16 protein-coding genes are annotated in these 13,588 nt (G+C 52.2%); 4 read left to right on the plus strand and 12 right to left on the minus strand.

The window, feature by feature from the left end:
* The first annotated feature begins 25 nt into the window (after window positions 1-25).
* Together pagP and cspE are read left to right on the plus strand one after the other, a co-directional pair.
* Window positions 26-598 (plus strand): lipid IV(A) palmitoyltransferase PagP, encoded by a 573-nt coding sequence (gene pagP, locus ABVN36_RS15050; RefSeq protein ID WP_001623090.1) that lies wholly within the window; start codon window positions 26-28, stop codon window positions 596-598.
* A gap of 187 nt (window positions 599-785) precedes the next feature.
* A complete protein-coding gene (gene cspE / locus ABVN36_RS15055; protein ID WP_000034826.1) occupies window positions 786-995 on the plus strand; it encodes a transcription antiterminator/RNA stability regulator CspE in 210 nt (69 codons plus the stop codon).
* Window positions 996-1,052: 57 nt separating this feature from the next.
* On the opposite strand, the gene crcB is transcribed toward cspE, so the two are convergent.
* Entirely contained in the window at window positions 1,053-1,436 is a 384-nt protein-coding gene (gene crcB, locus ABVN36_RS15060; protein ID WP_000939753.1) for a fluoride efflux transporter CrcB, read from the minus strand.
* A 90-nt stretch (window positions 1,437-1,526) separates the two neighbouring features.
* On the opposite strand from crcB, the gene ABVN36_RS15065 reads away from it, so the two are divergent.
* Window positions 1,527-2,315, plus strand: coding sequence for a deaminated glutathione amidase (locus ABVN36_RS15065; RefSeq protein ID WP_000495779.1), 789 nt, complete (start codon window positions 1,527-1,529; stop codon window positions 2,313-2,315).
* Window positions 2,316-2,443: 128 nt separating this feature from the next.
* A complete protein-coding gene (gene tatE, locus ABVN36_RS15070; RefSeq protein ID WP_000503938.1) occupies window positions 2,444-2,647 on the plus strand; it encodes a twin-arginine translocase subunit TatE in 204 nt (67 codons plus the stop codon).
* Between the two features lie 85 nt (window positions 2,648-2,732).
* On the opposite strand, the gene lipA is transcribed toward tatE, so the two are convergent.
* The 11 genes from lipA to ABVN36_RS15125 all read right to left on the minus strand — a co-directional run bounded on the left by lipA (window position 2,733) and on the right by ABVN36_RS15125 (window position 13,537).
* Entirely contained in the window at window positions 2,733-3,698 is a 966-nt protein-coding gene (lipA, locus tag ABVN36_RS15075; protein WP_023137873.1) for a lipoyl synthase, read from the minus strand.
* A 205-nt stretch (window positions 3,699-3,903) separates the two neighbouring features.
* Window positions 3,904-4,857: a YbeF family transcriptional regulator gene (locus ABVN36_RS15080; RefSeq protein ID WP_001282817.1), complete on the minus strand. Its 954-nt coding sequence runs from the start codon at window positions 4,855-4,857 to the stop codon at window positions 3,904-3,906.
* A 300-nt stretch (window positions 4,858-5,157) separates the two neighbouring features.
* A complete protein-coding gene (gene lipB / locus ABVN36_RS15085; RefSeq protein WP_000284009.1) occupies window positions 5,158-5,799 on the minus strand; it encodes a lipoyl(octanoyl) transferase LipB in 642 nt (213 codons plus the stop codon).
* A 99-nt stretch (window positions 5,800-5,898) separates the two neighbouring features.
* Entirely contained in the window at window positions 5,899-6,162 is a 264-nt protein-coding gene (gene ybeD, locus ABVN36_RS15090; protein ID WP_023137872.1) for a DUF493 family protein YbeD, read from the minus strand.
* A gap of 108 nt (window positions 6,163-6,270) precedes the next feature.
* On the minus strand, window positions 6,271-7,482 hold the full coding sequence (dacA, locus tag ABVN36_RS15095) for a D-alanyl-D-alanine carboxypeptidase DacA (RefSeq protein ID WP_000858711.1): 1,212 nt from the start codon (window positions 7,480-7,482) through the stop codon (window positions 6,271-6,273).
* A 139-nt stretch (window positions 7,483-7,621) separates the two neighbouring features.
* Entirely contained in the window at window positions 7,622-8,755 is a 1,134-nt protein-coding gene (rlpA, locus tag ABVN36_RS15100) for an endolytic peptidoglycan transglycosylase RlpA (protein WP_023137871.1), read from the minus strand.
* Between the two features lie 10 nt (window positions 8,756-8,765).
* Window positions 8,766-9,878 carry a peptidoglycan glycosyltransferase MrdB gene (gene mrdB / locus ABVN36_RS15105; protein WP_000131713.1) on the minus strand — a complete coding sequence of 371 codons (1,113 nt, stop codon included), beginning with the start codon at window positions 9,876-9,878 and terminating at the stop codon, window positions 8,766-8,768.
* 2 nt (window positions 9,879-9,880) lie between these two features.
* Window positions 9,881-11,782, minus strand: a complete 1,902-nt coding sequence (gene mrdA / locus ABVN36_RS15110; RefSeq protein WP_000828700.1) for a peptidoglycan DD-transpeptidase MrdA — start codon at window positions 11,780-11,782, stop codon at window positions 9,881-9,883.
* A gap of 30 nt (window positions 11,783-11,812) precedes the next feature.
* Window positions 11,813-12,280 (minus strand): 23S rRNA (pseudouridine(1915)-N(3))-methyltransferase RlmH, encoded by a 468-nt coding sequence (gene rlmH / locus ABVN36_RS15115; RefSeq protein ID WP_000776107.1) that lies wholly within the window; start codon window positions 12,278-12,280, stop codon window positions 11,813-11,815.
* 3 nt (window positions 12,281-12,283) lie between these two features.
* Complete coding sequence (rsfS, locus tag ABVN36_RS15120) at window positions 12,284-12,601, minus strand: ribosome silencing factor (protein WP_001161670.1); 318 nt, start codon at window positions 12,599-12,601, stop codon at window positions 12,284-12,286.
* 327 nt (window positions 12,602-12,928) lie between these two features.
* Window positions 12,929-13,537 (minus strand): adenosylcobalamin/alpha-ribazole phosphatase, encoded by a 609-nt coding sequence (locus tag ABVN36_RS15125; protein WP_001241922.1) that lies wholly within the window; start codon window positions 13,535-13,537, stop codon window positions 12,929-12,931.
* Window positions 13,538-13,588 lie beyond the last annotated feature (51 nt).

Here is a 13,588-nt window from a genome sequence, read left to right on the forward strand (position 1 = left end):
TATCACAGTCGAATTTTTGAACGGTATGGCTGTTGTGATGATTATCAGAAAGTATTTTCTTATTATTGCTCTCCTTGTTATGCCATGGCTGGCTATTCCTTCAGTCTCTGCGGCGGATAAAGGGTGGTTTAACACGTTTACCGATAACGTCGCAGAAACGTGGCGACAGCCTGAGCATTATGATTTGTATGTCCCCGCTATTACCTGGCATGCGCGCTTTGCCTACGATAAAGAGAAAACGGATCGCTATAACGAGCGGCCGTGGGGCGTTGGTTTTGGTCAGTCGCGCTGGGACGATAAAGGCAACTGGCATGGCCTCTATATGATGGCCTTTAAAGATTCATTTAACAAATGGGAACCCATAGGCGGTTATGGCTGGGAAAAAACCTGGCGACCGCTGGAAGACGATAATTTTCGTCTGGGACTGGGCTTTACCGCAGGCGTTACCGCGCGCGACAACTGGAATTATATTCCCATCCCTGTGCTGTTGCCTTTAGCGTCGATAGGCTATGGGCCCGCTACCTTTCAGATGACCTACATTCCGGGCTCGTATAACAACGGAAACGTCTATTTCGCCTGGATGCGTTTCCAGTTTTGACGGGGAAGGGCATGCTTCAGTTGTGAATTAAAAAGTCTTAAAAAACAACAAGTAGACAGGGTTAGCTAAAAATTAACGCGATATTTATCACTTTTTCGCAAAGTTCGACTGGACAAAATGCATCACAATTGTTGTACTGGTATCCGACACAGCATTTGTGTCTATTTTTCATGTAAAGGTAATTTTGATGTCTAAGATTAAAGGTAACGTTAAGTGGTTTAATGAATCCAAAGGATTCGGTTTCATTACTCCGGAAGATGGCAGCAAAGACGTGTTCGTACACTTCTCTGCAATCCAGACCAATGGTTTTAAAACTCTGGCTGAAGGTCAGCGCGTAGAGTTCGAAATCACTAACGGTGCCAAAGGCCCTTCCGCTGCAAACGTAACTGCTCTGTAAGCATACGTCCGACAGCAAGATTTCAAAACCCGCCCTTTCGGCGGGTTTTTTTTGCGCTTAACGCGCCGCTGCGGCGGAAAATAGCCAGAATGCCAGCGCCGTCATGGCAAACGAACCCAACAGGTTAATCAGCACATTCAGCAGCGCCCAGCCAAAGCGCCCCTCTTGCAGCAAGAATACCACTTCGGCAGAAAAAGTAGAAAAGGTCGTCAGGCCGCCGCAAAAGCCGGTCGTAATGAGCACTTTCCACATCGGATCGATATGTGTCATGCGGTTAAACCAGGCGAACCCCATGCCGATAATAAACGCGCCAAGCAAATTTGCTGTTAGCGTACCGATGGGAATCGCCTGATGAAGCGGATTAAAACGCATACTTAGCATCCACCGGGCTACGCTCCCCGTTCCACCGCCGATAAAAACTGCTAAAAGAAGCTGTAACACTGCCGAATCCTTTATTTAATTGCTATACAAGAGGAGTGTAACGCCGAACACGCATAATTGGCGAGTCCTGACAGAGGTGTGGGAGGGGATATGTTCGTTGCAGCCGGGCAGTTTGTGGTGAGTTCTGTATGGGAAGAGAATGCGCAAGTTTGCGTTTCGTTAATGGCTCAGGCGGCGGGCCGCGGCGTATCGCTTCTGGTGTTGCCTGAGGGGATATTAGCGCGAGATGACATCGACCTTGACCTGCCGATTCGCGCCGCGCAGCCGCTGGATGGCGCGTTTATGACGCGGCTTCTGGAAGAAAGCGCTCATAATAATATGACGACGATATTCACTATCCTTGTCCCGTCAACGCCTGGACGGGCGGTTAATATGCTGGTGGCGCTACGGGCGGGTCACATTGTCGCGCGTTACGCGAAGCTGCATCTCTATGATGCGTTTTCGATGCAAGAATCCCAAAGTATTGATGCCGGAACCGTTATCGCGCCTGTGCTGGACGTGGAGGGGGTTAAGGTGGGGCTTATGACCTGTTATGACCTGCGCTTTCCGGATATGGCGTTAGCGCTGGCTTTACAGGGGGCTGACGTATTGGCGCTGCCGACGGGCTGGGTTCGCGGCCCGTTGAAAGAGCAGCAGTGGTCGACGCTGCTGGCGGCGAGAGCGCTGGATACCACCTGCTATATGATTGCGGCTGGGGAGTGTGGTAATCGTAATATTGGTCAAAGTCGTATTATCGATCCGTTGGGGGTAACGATAGCCGCGGCGGCCGATCGTCCGGCGCTGATCGTCGCGGAAATATTCAGAGAACGAATAGACCAGGTGCGGGAGCAACTTCCTCTTTTGCAGCAACGACGATTTGCGCCACCGCAATTATTATGATGTTTTTTTACGCAAAGCTTGATTCACCTTGTTACAGATTGCTATTGTGTGCGCGCGTCGAAAGACCGTTAATATTCTCAGGTTAATCCGGCGCGTTACGCAGCCTGTTTTTAGTGAAGAAGGTATCTATGGGTGAGATTAGTATTACCAAACTGCTGGTGGTTGCCGCACTGGTTGTTCTGCTGTTTGGTACCAAGAAGTTACGTACGCTGGGCGGAGACCTGGGCACGGCGATTAAAGGATTCAAGAAAGCAATGAACGATGAAGACGCGGGCGTTAAGAAAGACGTCGACGGTAGCGTTCAGGCTGAAAAACTCTCGCACAAAGAGTAATAGCGCGATGCGCTTGCTCCGCAGAGTAAAAAAACCGGCAAGTTGCCGGTTTTTTTTGCCTGAAATGTAAGCGTCTATTACACGATCATTTCACTTCCATGCCTTTGACCTGGAGATCAGCATGGTACGAAGAACGTACAAAGGGGCCACAGGCGGCATGGGTAAAGCCCATCGCCAGAGCTTCCGCTTTCATCTCGTCAAACTCTTCCGGGCTGACATAACGCTGTACCGGCAGGTGATGGCGGCTTGGCTGTAGATACTGACCAAGCGTCAGCATGGTAACGCCGTGACGGCGTAAGTCGCGCATAACCTCAATGATTTCCGCATTGGTTTCGCCTAAGCCCACCATCAGACCCGATTTTGTCGGAATTTCCGGGTGCGCTTCTTTGAAGCGTTCCAGTAATTTCAGCGACCAGTTGTAATCGGCGCCCGGACGAACCTGGCGGTAAATACGCGGCACGTTTTCCAGGTTGTGGTTAAACACATCCGGCGGCGTCGCGTTAAGGATATCCAGCGCGCGATCCATACGTCCACGGAAGTCTGGCACCAGGGTCTCTATTTTTATCTCCGGGCTTTTGGCGCGGATGGCAGTGATGCAGTCAGCAAAATGCTGGGCGCCGCCGTCACGCAGATCGTCACGGTCGACAGAGGTGATGACCACATAGCGTAGCGCCATGTCGGCGATCGTTTGCGCCAGTTTCTGCGGCTCTTCCGCATCCGGCGCAACGGGGCGGCCATGGGCGACATCACAGAACGGACAGCGGCGAGTGCAAATGGCGCCAAGGATCATAAACGTAGCGGTACCGTGGTTGAAACATTCAGCCAGGTTTGGGCAAGACGCTTCCTCGCAGACAGAATGCAGGCCATTTTTGCGCATTGCGGCTTTGATGCCCTGGATACGGGTAGAATCCGCCGGAAGTTTTATTTTCATCCATTCCGGTTTACGTAGTAGAGCGTCGCGCTCTGTGACCACATTTTTAACCGGGATAAGAGCCATCTTATCGGCATCGCGGTATTTTACACCGCGTTCCATCACAATGGGTTTACTCATAGCGTGCGTGTTCCAGTTGCGAATAACGAAGGAAAGCGTTTCAATTCAAGGGAAAGTTGTATTTATCAACTATTTTTGAATTTGTGACACGCAGTATATCATTGATAAGGGCCATAAAGCAGCCTGACAGCCCGGCAAAATGTAAAATAGTTGTTGTTTTGTGCTGTTTGCCCATATCTTCCGTGACCTGAATGCAACATTTTTGTCAGAACGCCTCACGGATGATATCAATGACGTTCTCCAGCACCGGATCGCGCAGACTCAGTTTATTGTAATGCAGCGAGAACTCGACCTGTTCACTATTCACCGGCGCGTAGGGAAGGCGTTCAAGCGGCCAGCAACGGCTAAATAAGTCGTAGAAGCGGGTGGGCATCAGTCCCAGCAGATCGCTGCTGGCGATCAGCGAGGCAATGGTAAAAATATTGTAGCTGCTAAAACTGATTTGCTGATCGGGAAATGTCTCCTGCAGTCGCTGGCGCAGGAGGGAAAGATGTTGTCCCTCCAGCATCAGAAAGGTGTGATCCGCGCTGTTCAGTCTCTCTTCAGTAATGGCGTTCGCCAGACACGGGTGATGCTGGCGGCAGACAATCTCAAGCGTATCGCTAAACAGGACGTGATGCTGAATGCTCCGGTTGTTATAGCTATGGGTATTGATAATGAGATCGGTCTGAAACTGACTAAGCTGGCTTTCGGCATCGTCTACCGGAATGTTGCGCAGCAAAAGCTGAGGATAACGCGGCCTGATGGCCTGGTAAATAATCGGCATCACTAGCGCGCCGACCGAAGGCGTCGTGCCAATTGTAATGGTACGTTGCTTATCATAGCTGCCCGTAAGATCCAGGGCGCCAAGAATAGATTCCAGCCCCTGGCTGATGTATTCGTGCAGATGCGTAGCATACGTCGTGGGCGTTACGCCCTGGCCTTTGCGAATAAACAGCGGATCGGGAAATATAGTCCGTAATTTTTGAATGGACTGGCTGATGGCTGACGGCGTCAGGTTAAGAATTTTCGCTGCATTGACGATCCCTTTATGGACATATACGGCCTCGAAAATCGTCAACAGATTGAGGTCAATATTTCTCAGTGTTCTGAAAATTTGCGGTTTGTCTTGTAGGTGTTGATCGGCCGGTTGTCTTTCTGCCTGATTATTATCACTCACGCTCTGGCTCCGAATTCATTCGTATTATGAATAATAGATGAAATAGTATATTTTGCATTTATGAGTTGGTTTTAAAATTACTTTTATGAATGTATTTTAGTCATTTCAATAAGATAAGTAGCAGCAAGGCCGGGATTTTGTTCACGGAAAATTCCTCATCATGAGGACTGAAGAGGCCATGCCGCCTGGCGGCTACAGCAGGGATATAACGAAAATATAGAAAGCGGGGGGAGAAGTAAAGCATTCAAATCATATATGATTAATGACCCATAAATTTCTTGGGCCATTATATTTTACGCATTAAGCAGCAATATATTCATACGGTGGATTATTTAGCAGAGCTAAAATATTCGCCAGCAAGCGGGGCGCAATATTATCCGTGGTTGCGTCTTCCTTCCACTGCGTTATTTTAGCCATTTCCATGCCGGCATAACCACACGGGTTGATACGCAGGAAAGGAGAAAGATCCATGTTAACGTTTAGCGCTAAACCGTGGAATGAGCAGCCGCGACGGATACGTAAACCCAGCGAGCAGATTTTCTTTTCACCCACATAGACGCCCGGCGCATCGGCGCGCGGATGCGCCTCAATACCAATTTCAGCCAGCGTATTCACCACGGTCTGTTCAAGTAGGGTGACTAAATCACGCACGCCCAGTTTACGTCGTTTCAGGTTAAGTAAAACGTACATTACCTGTTGGCCCGGACCATGATAGGTCACCTGTCCTCCACGATCGCTCTGCACAACGGGAATATCGCCAGGCATCAATATATGTTCCGCTTTACCGGCCTGGCCCTGGGTAAACACCGGGTAATGCTCAACCAACCAGATTTCATCATGGCTGTTTTCATCGCGCATATCGGTAAAGTTATGCATGGCCTGAGAGATAGCTTCATAGGGCTGAAGGCCGAGCTGGCGGACAAGGATTTTATCCTGATACAAAACGGCATCTCCGTAGAGAATGAAAAAAGAGAGGAAAGTATATCACAGCGGGGGAGGCGGGGAGTTACCCGGATAAGACCGGGTAACCGTCTGGATGTATTACAATACCATTCGCACGATATCAATATTGCCCAGTTCTTCGTACAACGTTTCAACCTGTTCAATATGGGTGGCATTAATGGTGATAGAGACCGAGTGGTAGTTGCCTTTGCTGCTCGGTTTTACCGTCGGAGAGTAATCACCAGGCGCATGGCGCTGTACCACTTCAACCACCTGATCAACCAGCTCAGGTAACGCCTGCCCCATTACTTTGTAAGTAAATGACGTAGGGAATTCAAGCAGTTCGTTAAGTTTGGTTTTCATGTCAGCTCCGGCATTACGTAAAAAAAATAACAACTCCCGCCACAGGGCGGGAGTTTTACTGATGCATAGTATATGGGGACGAAAATCACACTTTCAAGCGTGCAATTTTTATCCAAACCAGTGATGGAACATTAATTTAATGTAATCAATGATTTTACCGAAGAAGTTCCCTTCCGGGATCTCTTGCAGTACGACCAGCGGACGCTGCTCGATGGTTTTACCGTCCAGCTGGAAGTTGATGGTGCCGACCACCTGGTTTTTCTGCAGCGGCGCGTGCAGTTCTGCGGTATTCAGTACATAGCTCGCTTTCAAATCTTTCATGCGACCGCGAGGGATCGTCAGGTAAACGTCTTTATCGACGCCCAGCGAGGCGCGATCGGTATTACCAAACCAGGCGGGTTCAGAGGCGAACTCTTTACCAGCCTTCAGCGGATTAACGGTTTCAAAGAAACGGAAGCCCCACGTCAGCAGTTTTTTGCTTTCTGTTTCACGGCCTTTATAGGTCCGTCCGCCCATCACGGCGGAAATCAATCGCATCTGGCCTTCGGTTGCGGAAGCGACCAGATTATAGCCCGCTTTGCTGGTATGGCCGGTTTTGATGCCGTCCACATTCAGGCTGTTATCCCACAGCAGACCGTTACGGTTTAACTGGCGAATGCCGTTAAAGGTGAACTCTTTTTCTTTATAAACGGCATATTCGTTAGGCACATCGCGAATTAACGCCTGACCAATCAGCGCCATATCGCGAGCTGAACTGTATTGTCCGTCGGCGTCCAGGCCGTGTACGGTCTGGAAGTGGGTATTTTTCAGCCCCAACGCGTTCACATAGCTGTTCATCAGTCCGACGAAAGCATCCTGGCTACCGGCGGCGAAATCAGCCATCGCCACACAGGCGTCATTGCCGGATTGCAGATTGATGCCGCGTATCAACTGAGAGACCGGTACCTGCATTCCCGGCTTGAGGAACATCAGCGAGGAGCCTTTAAATACCGGATTGCCGGTGGCCCAGGCGTCATTACCGACGGTAACCAGGTCGGTTTCTTTAAATTTACCCGCTTTCATTGCCTGTCCGATGACGTAACTGGTCATCATCTTCGTCAGACTAGCCGGGTCGCGACGTTCGTCGGCGTTTTGTTCCGCCAGAACTTTGCCGGAGTTGTAGTCGATCAGGATGTAGGATTCCGCATCGATCTGCGGAACGCCCGGGATCATAGTTTTGATATTCAGGTCATCGGCATGTGCGGTTGAGATAAACGCGGCACAAAGCGCCGTGGTGAGCGCCATGCGCTGCATAAAACGAGCGGAAAAAGTGGTCTTCATGGTCTGAACTACGACGTCCGTGATGAAATTAAAAAAAGAGCCCTACTATAGCAAAAGCATAACTGGCAGGCATCTGACTTTCCGCGTGACTTTGTTAATGTCATTTACAGAAATTGACAGTACAGATACCTGCGATCGGTTACTGCGCGCTGGCGATAAAGGACTGTAATTGTGCTTCTGTTTGCAAACGTTGCTGTAACGCGCTGGCTTCGGCTTTACTGGCAAAAGGCCCCAGTTGAATACGCCAGACCGCGCCGTTTTGTATTACGCGCCCTGGTACGCTGAACTGCTGGCTTAAACGCTGTTGGTATTGCTGCGCACGCGTTTGATCGCTGACGGCGCCGACCTGGACGACGAAACGACCGCTCGCCGCGGCGGCTGACGCACTCACCGGGGCAGATACCGGGGCCGCGGCAGCAGGCGCGCTTACCGGCGTCGCAGTCGCTGGAGCCGTCACCGGCGCGGAAACCGGCGCTGTCTGTGGTGCTGGCGTCGGTTCATTACCCTCCAGCACGCCAGGCGCCAGCGTGGTCGGCGCGCCGAGGAAGCCGCTGCTGCTCACCGGCGCGCCGGTGGTATCGTCACTTTTCAACGTGGAATTACTGACCGGAAGAACGTCGCCTTGCGGTTGCGCAGGCGCTGAAGAGGCGCTTCCCATTCCGCCGCTTAAATCAGGGCGAGGGGGCAGAGCGTAGGTCTGTTTCGCCACCGTCGTACAGGCCATCCCCGGGCCGGAGAGCGAACCATCCGGCGCCACGATAATGGGGTCAATCCGTACTTTAGTATTATTCGAGGTATTCAGACGATCCGCCGCCGCGCGGGACAGGGAGATGACCCGATCGGTGCCATAGGGGCCGCGATCGTTAATACGCACGACGATCATGCGACCGTTGGCCAGGTTGGTGATTCGCGCATAGCTGGGGATAGGCAGTGTCGGATGGGCGGCGGTAAGCTGCATCGGATCGAACATCTCCCCGGAGGCGGTTAAATTACTGCCGGGCTCCGCATCATAAATAGCGGCCAGGCCAGCCTGGCTAAAGCGGGACGGGTCCTGAACGATTTTATAACTTTTACCGTCACGCTGATAATCCTGGTTTGCGGTCGGATTCAGAGGTTCATAACGCGGTTCCGCTCCGCTGATTTCCACAGTCGGACCATTACATACCGCAGGTTGCGGCGCGACGGTGGTTTGCTGCTGACCGCCGTCATTAGTACATGCCGCGAGTAGTACTATCCCTGCCGCGACGCAGATTACAGGCAACTGCTTACGCATTGCGCACCCCTTATACGCTTTTCGACAACATTTTTCTGTGGGTGTGGATCGACATCACAATCCCGAACCCGGCCATCAGCACAATCAGTGCGGAGCCCCCGTAGCTGACCAGGGGTAAAGGTACTCCAACCACAGGCAGAATACCGCTCACCATACCAATATTTACGAAGACATAAACGAATAATATTAACATTAATCCGCCAGCCATCACGCGACCAAATGTAGTTTGCGCTCTGGCGGCAATCCACAAGCCGCGCATTATTAGCAAAATATAGAGCGCGAGCAGAATCAGGATGCCCACCAGACCGAGCTCTTCCGCCAGTACCGCGAAGATAAAGTCGGTATGGCGCTCGGGTAAAAACTCCAGCTGCGACTGGGTGCCGTGGAGCCAGCCTTTACCGCGCAGGCCGCCTGAGCCAATGGCGATTTTAGACTGAATAATATGATAGCCCGCGCCCAGCGGATCGGTCTCCGGATCAAGGAGCATCATGACGCGCTGGCGTTGGTAATCGTGCATCAGGAAAAACCACAAAATAGGAATAAATGCAGCGATCAATACAATGGCGACCCCAATTAAGCGCCAGCTCAGACCAGACAAAAATAGGACAAAGAGACCGGAAAGGGCGACCAGAATAGACGTCCCCAGGTCCGGCTGGGCGGCGACCAGCAGGGTAGGCATAAAGATTAATACCAGGGCGATGGCGGTATTTTTCAGCGAGGGCGGGCAGACGTCGCGGTTAATAAAGCGGGCGACCATCAGCGGCACGGCGATTTTGGCTATTTCCGAAGGCTGAAAGCGAACGATTCCCAGATCGAGCCAGCGCTGCGCGCCCTTGGATATTGCGCCGAAGGCATCAACGGCAACCAGCAGAATGATACAAATGATATAGAGATAGGGCGCCCAGCCTTCATACACGCGCGGCGGGATCTGCGCCATCACCACCATAACCACCAGCCCCATCGCAATCTGACCGATTTTACGCTCCATCATGCCGATGTCCTGGCCGCTGGCGCTCCAGATGACCAACGCGCTATAAACCAGTAACGCCAGCAGAATGAGTAGCATCGTGGGATCGATATGAATTTTATCCCAGAAGGTTTTTTTGTTCGGATTATCCGTCATGATTATTGGTCCTCCGCCGCTGCAACCACCGGGTTTTCCGCAGGCAAATGGGTGTTGTTGTCGCCCAGCATGATGTGATCAAGGATTTGGCGCATGATCGTGCCTACTGCCGGGCCTGCGCCGCCGTTTTCAAGGATGATCGCGACGGCGACCTGGGGATTGTTATACGGCGCAAAGGCGGTCATTAATTTATGGTCGCGCAGGCGCTCGGCGATTTTATGCGCATTGTACGTTTCGTTGGCCTTCAGGCCAAAGACCTGCGCGGTGCCCGATTTCGCCGCGATTTTATAGGGCGCGCTGGCAAAATATTTATGCGCCGTGCCGTTAGGGCGGTTGGCGACGCCATACATGCCATCTTTCGCAATTTCCCAGTAGCCGGAGTGAATATCGCCCACCGGCGGCTCATGCGGCTGTACCCACGGCACCTGTTTACCGTTTTCCGCGGTGCTCATTAACAGGTGCGGGACTTTAACTACACCGTCGTTAATAAGGATCATCAGTGCCTTACTCATCTGAATCGGCGTCGCCGTCCAGTAACCCTGGCCGATGCCCACCGGAATCGTATCGCCCTGATACCACGGTTTTTTAAAGCGTTTCTGTTTCCACTCGCGGGTCGGCATATTACCAGAGCGCTCTTCTGCGAGATCAATTCCGGTATAGTGACCATAGCCGAACTTACCCATCCATTCTGACAGGCGATCGATCCCCATGTCATAAGCCACCTGATAGAAGAAGGTATCTGCCGACTCTTCAAGGGATTTGGTGATATTCAGATGCCCGTGGCCCCATTTTTTCCAGTCACGGTAGCGTTTCTCAGACCCCGGCAACTGCCACCAGCCAGGGTCGAAAAGACTGGTGTTACGGGTGATGACGCCAGCGCTTAACGCCGATACGGCGACGTAAGGCTTAACGGTAGAAGCGGGTGGGTAGACACCCTGAGTCGCGCGGTTCACTAATGGCGTGTTCGGGTCGTTAAGCAGCCCGGAGTAATCTTTGCTGGAGATGCCATCCACGAAAAGGTTAGGGTCGTAACTTGGCATGGAGACCAGCGATAGCACGCCGCCGGTACGCGGATCGGTGACAATCACCGCCGCGCGACTGCCTGCCAGCAGCGTTTCAATATACTGCTGGAGCTTGAGATCCAGCGTCAGGTAGATATCGTGTCCGGCCTGCGGCGGCACCTCTTTAAGCTGGCGAATAACGCGGCCGCGGTTGTTGACTTCAACCTCTTCATAACCGGTTTGCCCATGCAGAATATCTTCATAGTAGCGCTCAATGCCCAGCTTGCCGATGTCATGAGTGGCGGCGTAGTTCGCCAGTTTGTTTTCTCTGTCGAGACGCTCGACGTCTTTATCATTGATTTTCGATACGTAGCCGATAACGTGGGTCAGCGCCGATCCGTATGGATAATAGCGGCGTTTATAGCCTTTGACTTCGACGCCCGGAAAACGGTACTGGTTGACAGCAAAGCGCGCGACCTGAACTTCCGTCAGGTTTGTTTTCACCGGAATAGAAGTAAAGCGATGGGATCGGGCGCGCTCTTTTTTAAAGGCGGCGATATCGTCGTCGTTTAAATCGACCACACTGCGTAGCGCATCCAGCGTTTGCTGAACGTTATCCACCTTTTCCGGCATCATTTCAATCTGATAGATAGTGCGGTTCAGCGCAAGGGGAATGCCGTTACGGTCGTAGATTATCCCGCGGCTTGGCGCAATTGGCACCAGCTTGATACGGTTTTCGTTCGAGCGGGTCTGGTAATCGGTAAAACGGAGAATTTGCAGATTATACAAATTGGCGATCAGTACGCCGGTCAGCAGCAAAATACCCAAAAAGGCGACCAGCGCCCGACGCACAAACAGTGCGGACTCAGCCGTATAGTCACGAAAAGAATTTTGTCGTTTCATCCGCTGCTTAATCTTCTCAAGACTTCACGATCACTCACGGTGATAAGGGTGGTTGGTTGTGATGCTCCACGCCCGGTACAAACTCTCCGCGACCAGAACCCGAACCAGCGGGTGAGGGAGCGTTAACGCCGAGAGCGACCAGCTCTGTTCCGCTGCCGCTTTGCAGGCGGGAGATAATCCTTCCGGGCCGCCAATCAGCAAACTGACGTCGCGCCCGTCCTGTTTCCAGCGCTCCAGCTCATTGGCTAACTGCGGCGTATCCCACGGCTTGCCTGGAATATCCAGGGTAACAATGCGATTCTTACCGGCGGCGGCCAGCATCTGCTCGCCCTCTTTGTCGAGAATGCGTTTGATATCCGCGTTCTTGCCGCGTTTGCCCGCAGGGATTTCAATCAGCTCAAAGGGCATATCTTTCGGAAAACGACGCAGATATTCCGTAAATCCCGTTTGAACCCAGTCGGGCATCTTCGTGCCGACAGCGACAAGTTGCAGCTTCACGCATTAACTCCAGAGTTTTTCCAGTTCATACAGGCGGCGACTTTCTTCCTGCATGACATGCACAATCACATCGCCCAGATCGACGACAATCCAGTCAGCCGCATTCTCGCCTTCGACGCCCAACGGCAGCATACCGGCCGCGCGCGACGACTGCACCACGTGGTCGGCAATAGACATAACGTGACGGCTGGAGGTGCCGGTACAAATAATCATACAGTCGGTGATACTGGATTTACCCTGAACATCTAAGGCGATGATGTCCTGACCTTTCAGGTCATCAATTTTGTCGATAACAAAATCCTGGAGTGCTTTACCCTGCAAGTTTTCCCCCTGGGTGAATAATTGCGTTATAACGATAGAAAAAGGCCAACAGGCTGGACCGGTAAGGCGTTGCGAGTTAACGCTAACCTTCCGGCGGGACGCCGTGTAGTATACCTGAATCAGCGGCGATACCGGGACTTATGTCGCCGGATCGGCGTTTAAAACCAGATTATCATCCCATCCCACGTCACAGAAAGCATCGCCATTTTTGTAAAACAATTTCTGCAAAGCTCTGCAAGGTGAAAAAAGCCTGGCTGCGGAGAATAACAGCCTGTCGGGGGCTGTCAATGGGCGAAACCGCTGCGGCGAGAAAAAACGGAAAATTCATCACTCAGGCCGCCAGACGGCACGACTATTTAATACTTTCAGGGTGGCGAACCCTTCGCATATGTCGATTGCGCTCCAGCATCCCTGTTCTACCCGGAAATGCCATAGCGAGGCGGCGGGCATTGCGAGCAGACGGGCAATCAACAGGCTGAGTACGCCCTGATGGCTGACGATCAGCAGGTTCTGGCAATCGCTAAACGCGTCGAGTCGCGAGATAAAGCGCTCTACGCGCCGGGTAAAAGCCTGAAAACCCTCGCCATTGGTCGGAACCGCATTCTGCCAGTCCGTACACCAGGCGGCATAGCTTTCGGCATCTTCATGGGTGAGGTCGCGGTGATGGCGCATTTCCCAGTCGCCAAAGTACATCTCATTAAGCTCAGGTAAGATGTGTTGCGGCACATCCCGGCCCTCCAGTACGAGCCGGGCGGTATGGCGCGCACGCTCCAGCTCGCTGCATAACACCCGGTCAAATGGCGCGTGGCGCAATAAAGTATGTAGCGTTTTCGCCTGGCCAATCCCTTTTTCCGTTAACGGCGTGGGAGCATGTCCGCTATACAACCCGGCGACATTGGCCTCGGTTTCGCCATGACGCACCAGCCACAATCGCATGGTATTCCTCATGAGGTTAAATGCGCAAAACATGATAATGCCCCTGATTGC

It is taken from the genome of Salmonella sp. SJTUF15581, assembly GCF_043356775.1.
In the GTDB taxonomy this organism is placed as follows: Bacteria; Pseudomonadota; Gammaproteobacteria; order Enterobacterales; family Enterobacteriaceae; genus Salmonella; species Salmonella enterica.

What these genes read in the sequence shown, in the direction of transcription:
- pagP (WP_001623090.1), top strand. Translation starts at nt 26, where the DNA reads ATGGCTGTTGTGATGATTATCAGAAAGTATTTTCTTATTATTGCTCTC.
- cspE (WP_000034826.1), top strand. Translation starts at nt 786, where the DNA reads ATGTCTAAGATTAAAGGTAACGTTAAGTGGTTTAATGAATCCAAAGGA.
- ABVN36_RS15065 (WP_000495779.1), top strand. Translation starts at nt 1,527, where the DNA reads ATGTTCGTTGCAGCCGGGCAGTTTGTGGTGAGTTCTGTATGGGAAGAG.
- tatE (WP_000503938.1), top strand. Translation starts at nt 2,444, where the DNA reads ATGGGTGAGATTAGTATTACCAAACTGCTGGTGGTTGCCGCACTGGTT.
- lipA (WP_023137873.1), bottom strand. Translation starts at nt 3,698, where the DNA reads ATGAGTAAACCCATTGTGATGGAACGCGGTGTAAAATACCGCGATGCC.
- ybeD (WP_023137872.1), bottom strand. Translation starts at nt 6,162, where the DNA reads ATGAAAACCAAACTTAACGAACTGCTTGAATTCCCTACGTCATTTACT.
- dacA (WP_000858711.1), bottom strand. Translation starts at nt 7,482, where the DNA reads ATGAAGACCACTTTTTCCGCTCGTTTTATGCAGCGCATGGCGCTCACC.
- rlpA (WP_023137871.1), bottom strand. Translation starts at nt 8,755, where the DNA reads ATGCGTAAGCAGTTGCCTGTAATCTGCGTCGCGGCAGGGATAGTACTA.
- mrdB (WP_000131713.1), bottom strand. Translation starts at nt 9,878, where the DNA reads ATGACGGATAATCCGAACAAAAAAACCTTCTGGGATAAAATTCATATC.
- mrdA (WP_000828700.1), bottom strand. Translation starts at nt 11,782, where the DNA reads ATGAAACGACAAAATTCTTTTCGTGACTATACGGCTGAGTCCGCACTG.
- ABVN36_RS15125 (WP_001241922.1), bottom strand. Translation starts at nt 13,537, where the DNA reads ATGCGATTGTGGCTGGTGCGTCATGGCGAAACCGAGGCCAATGTCGCC.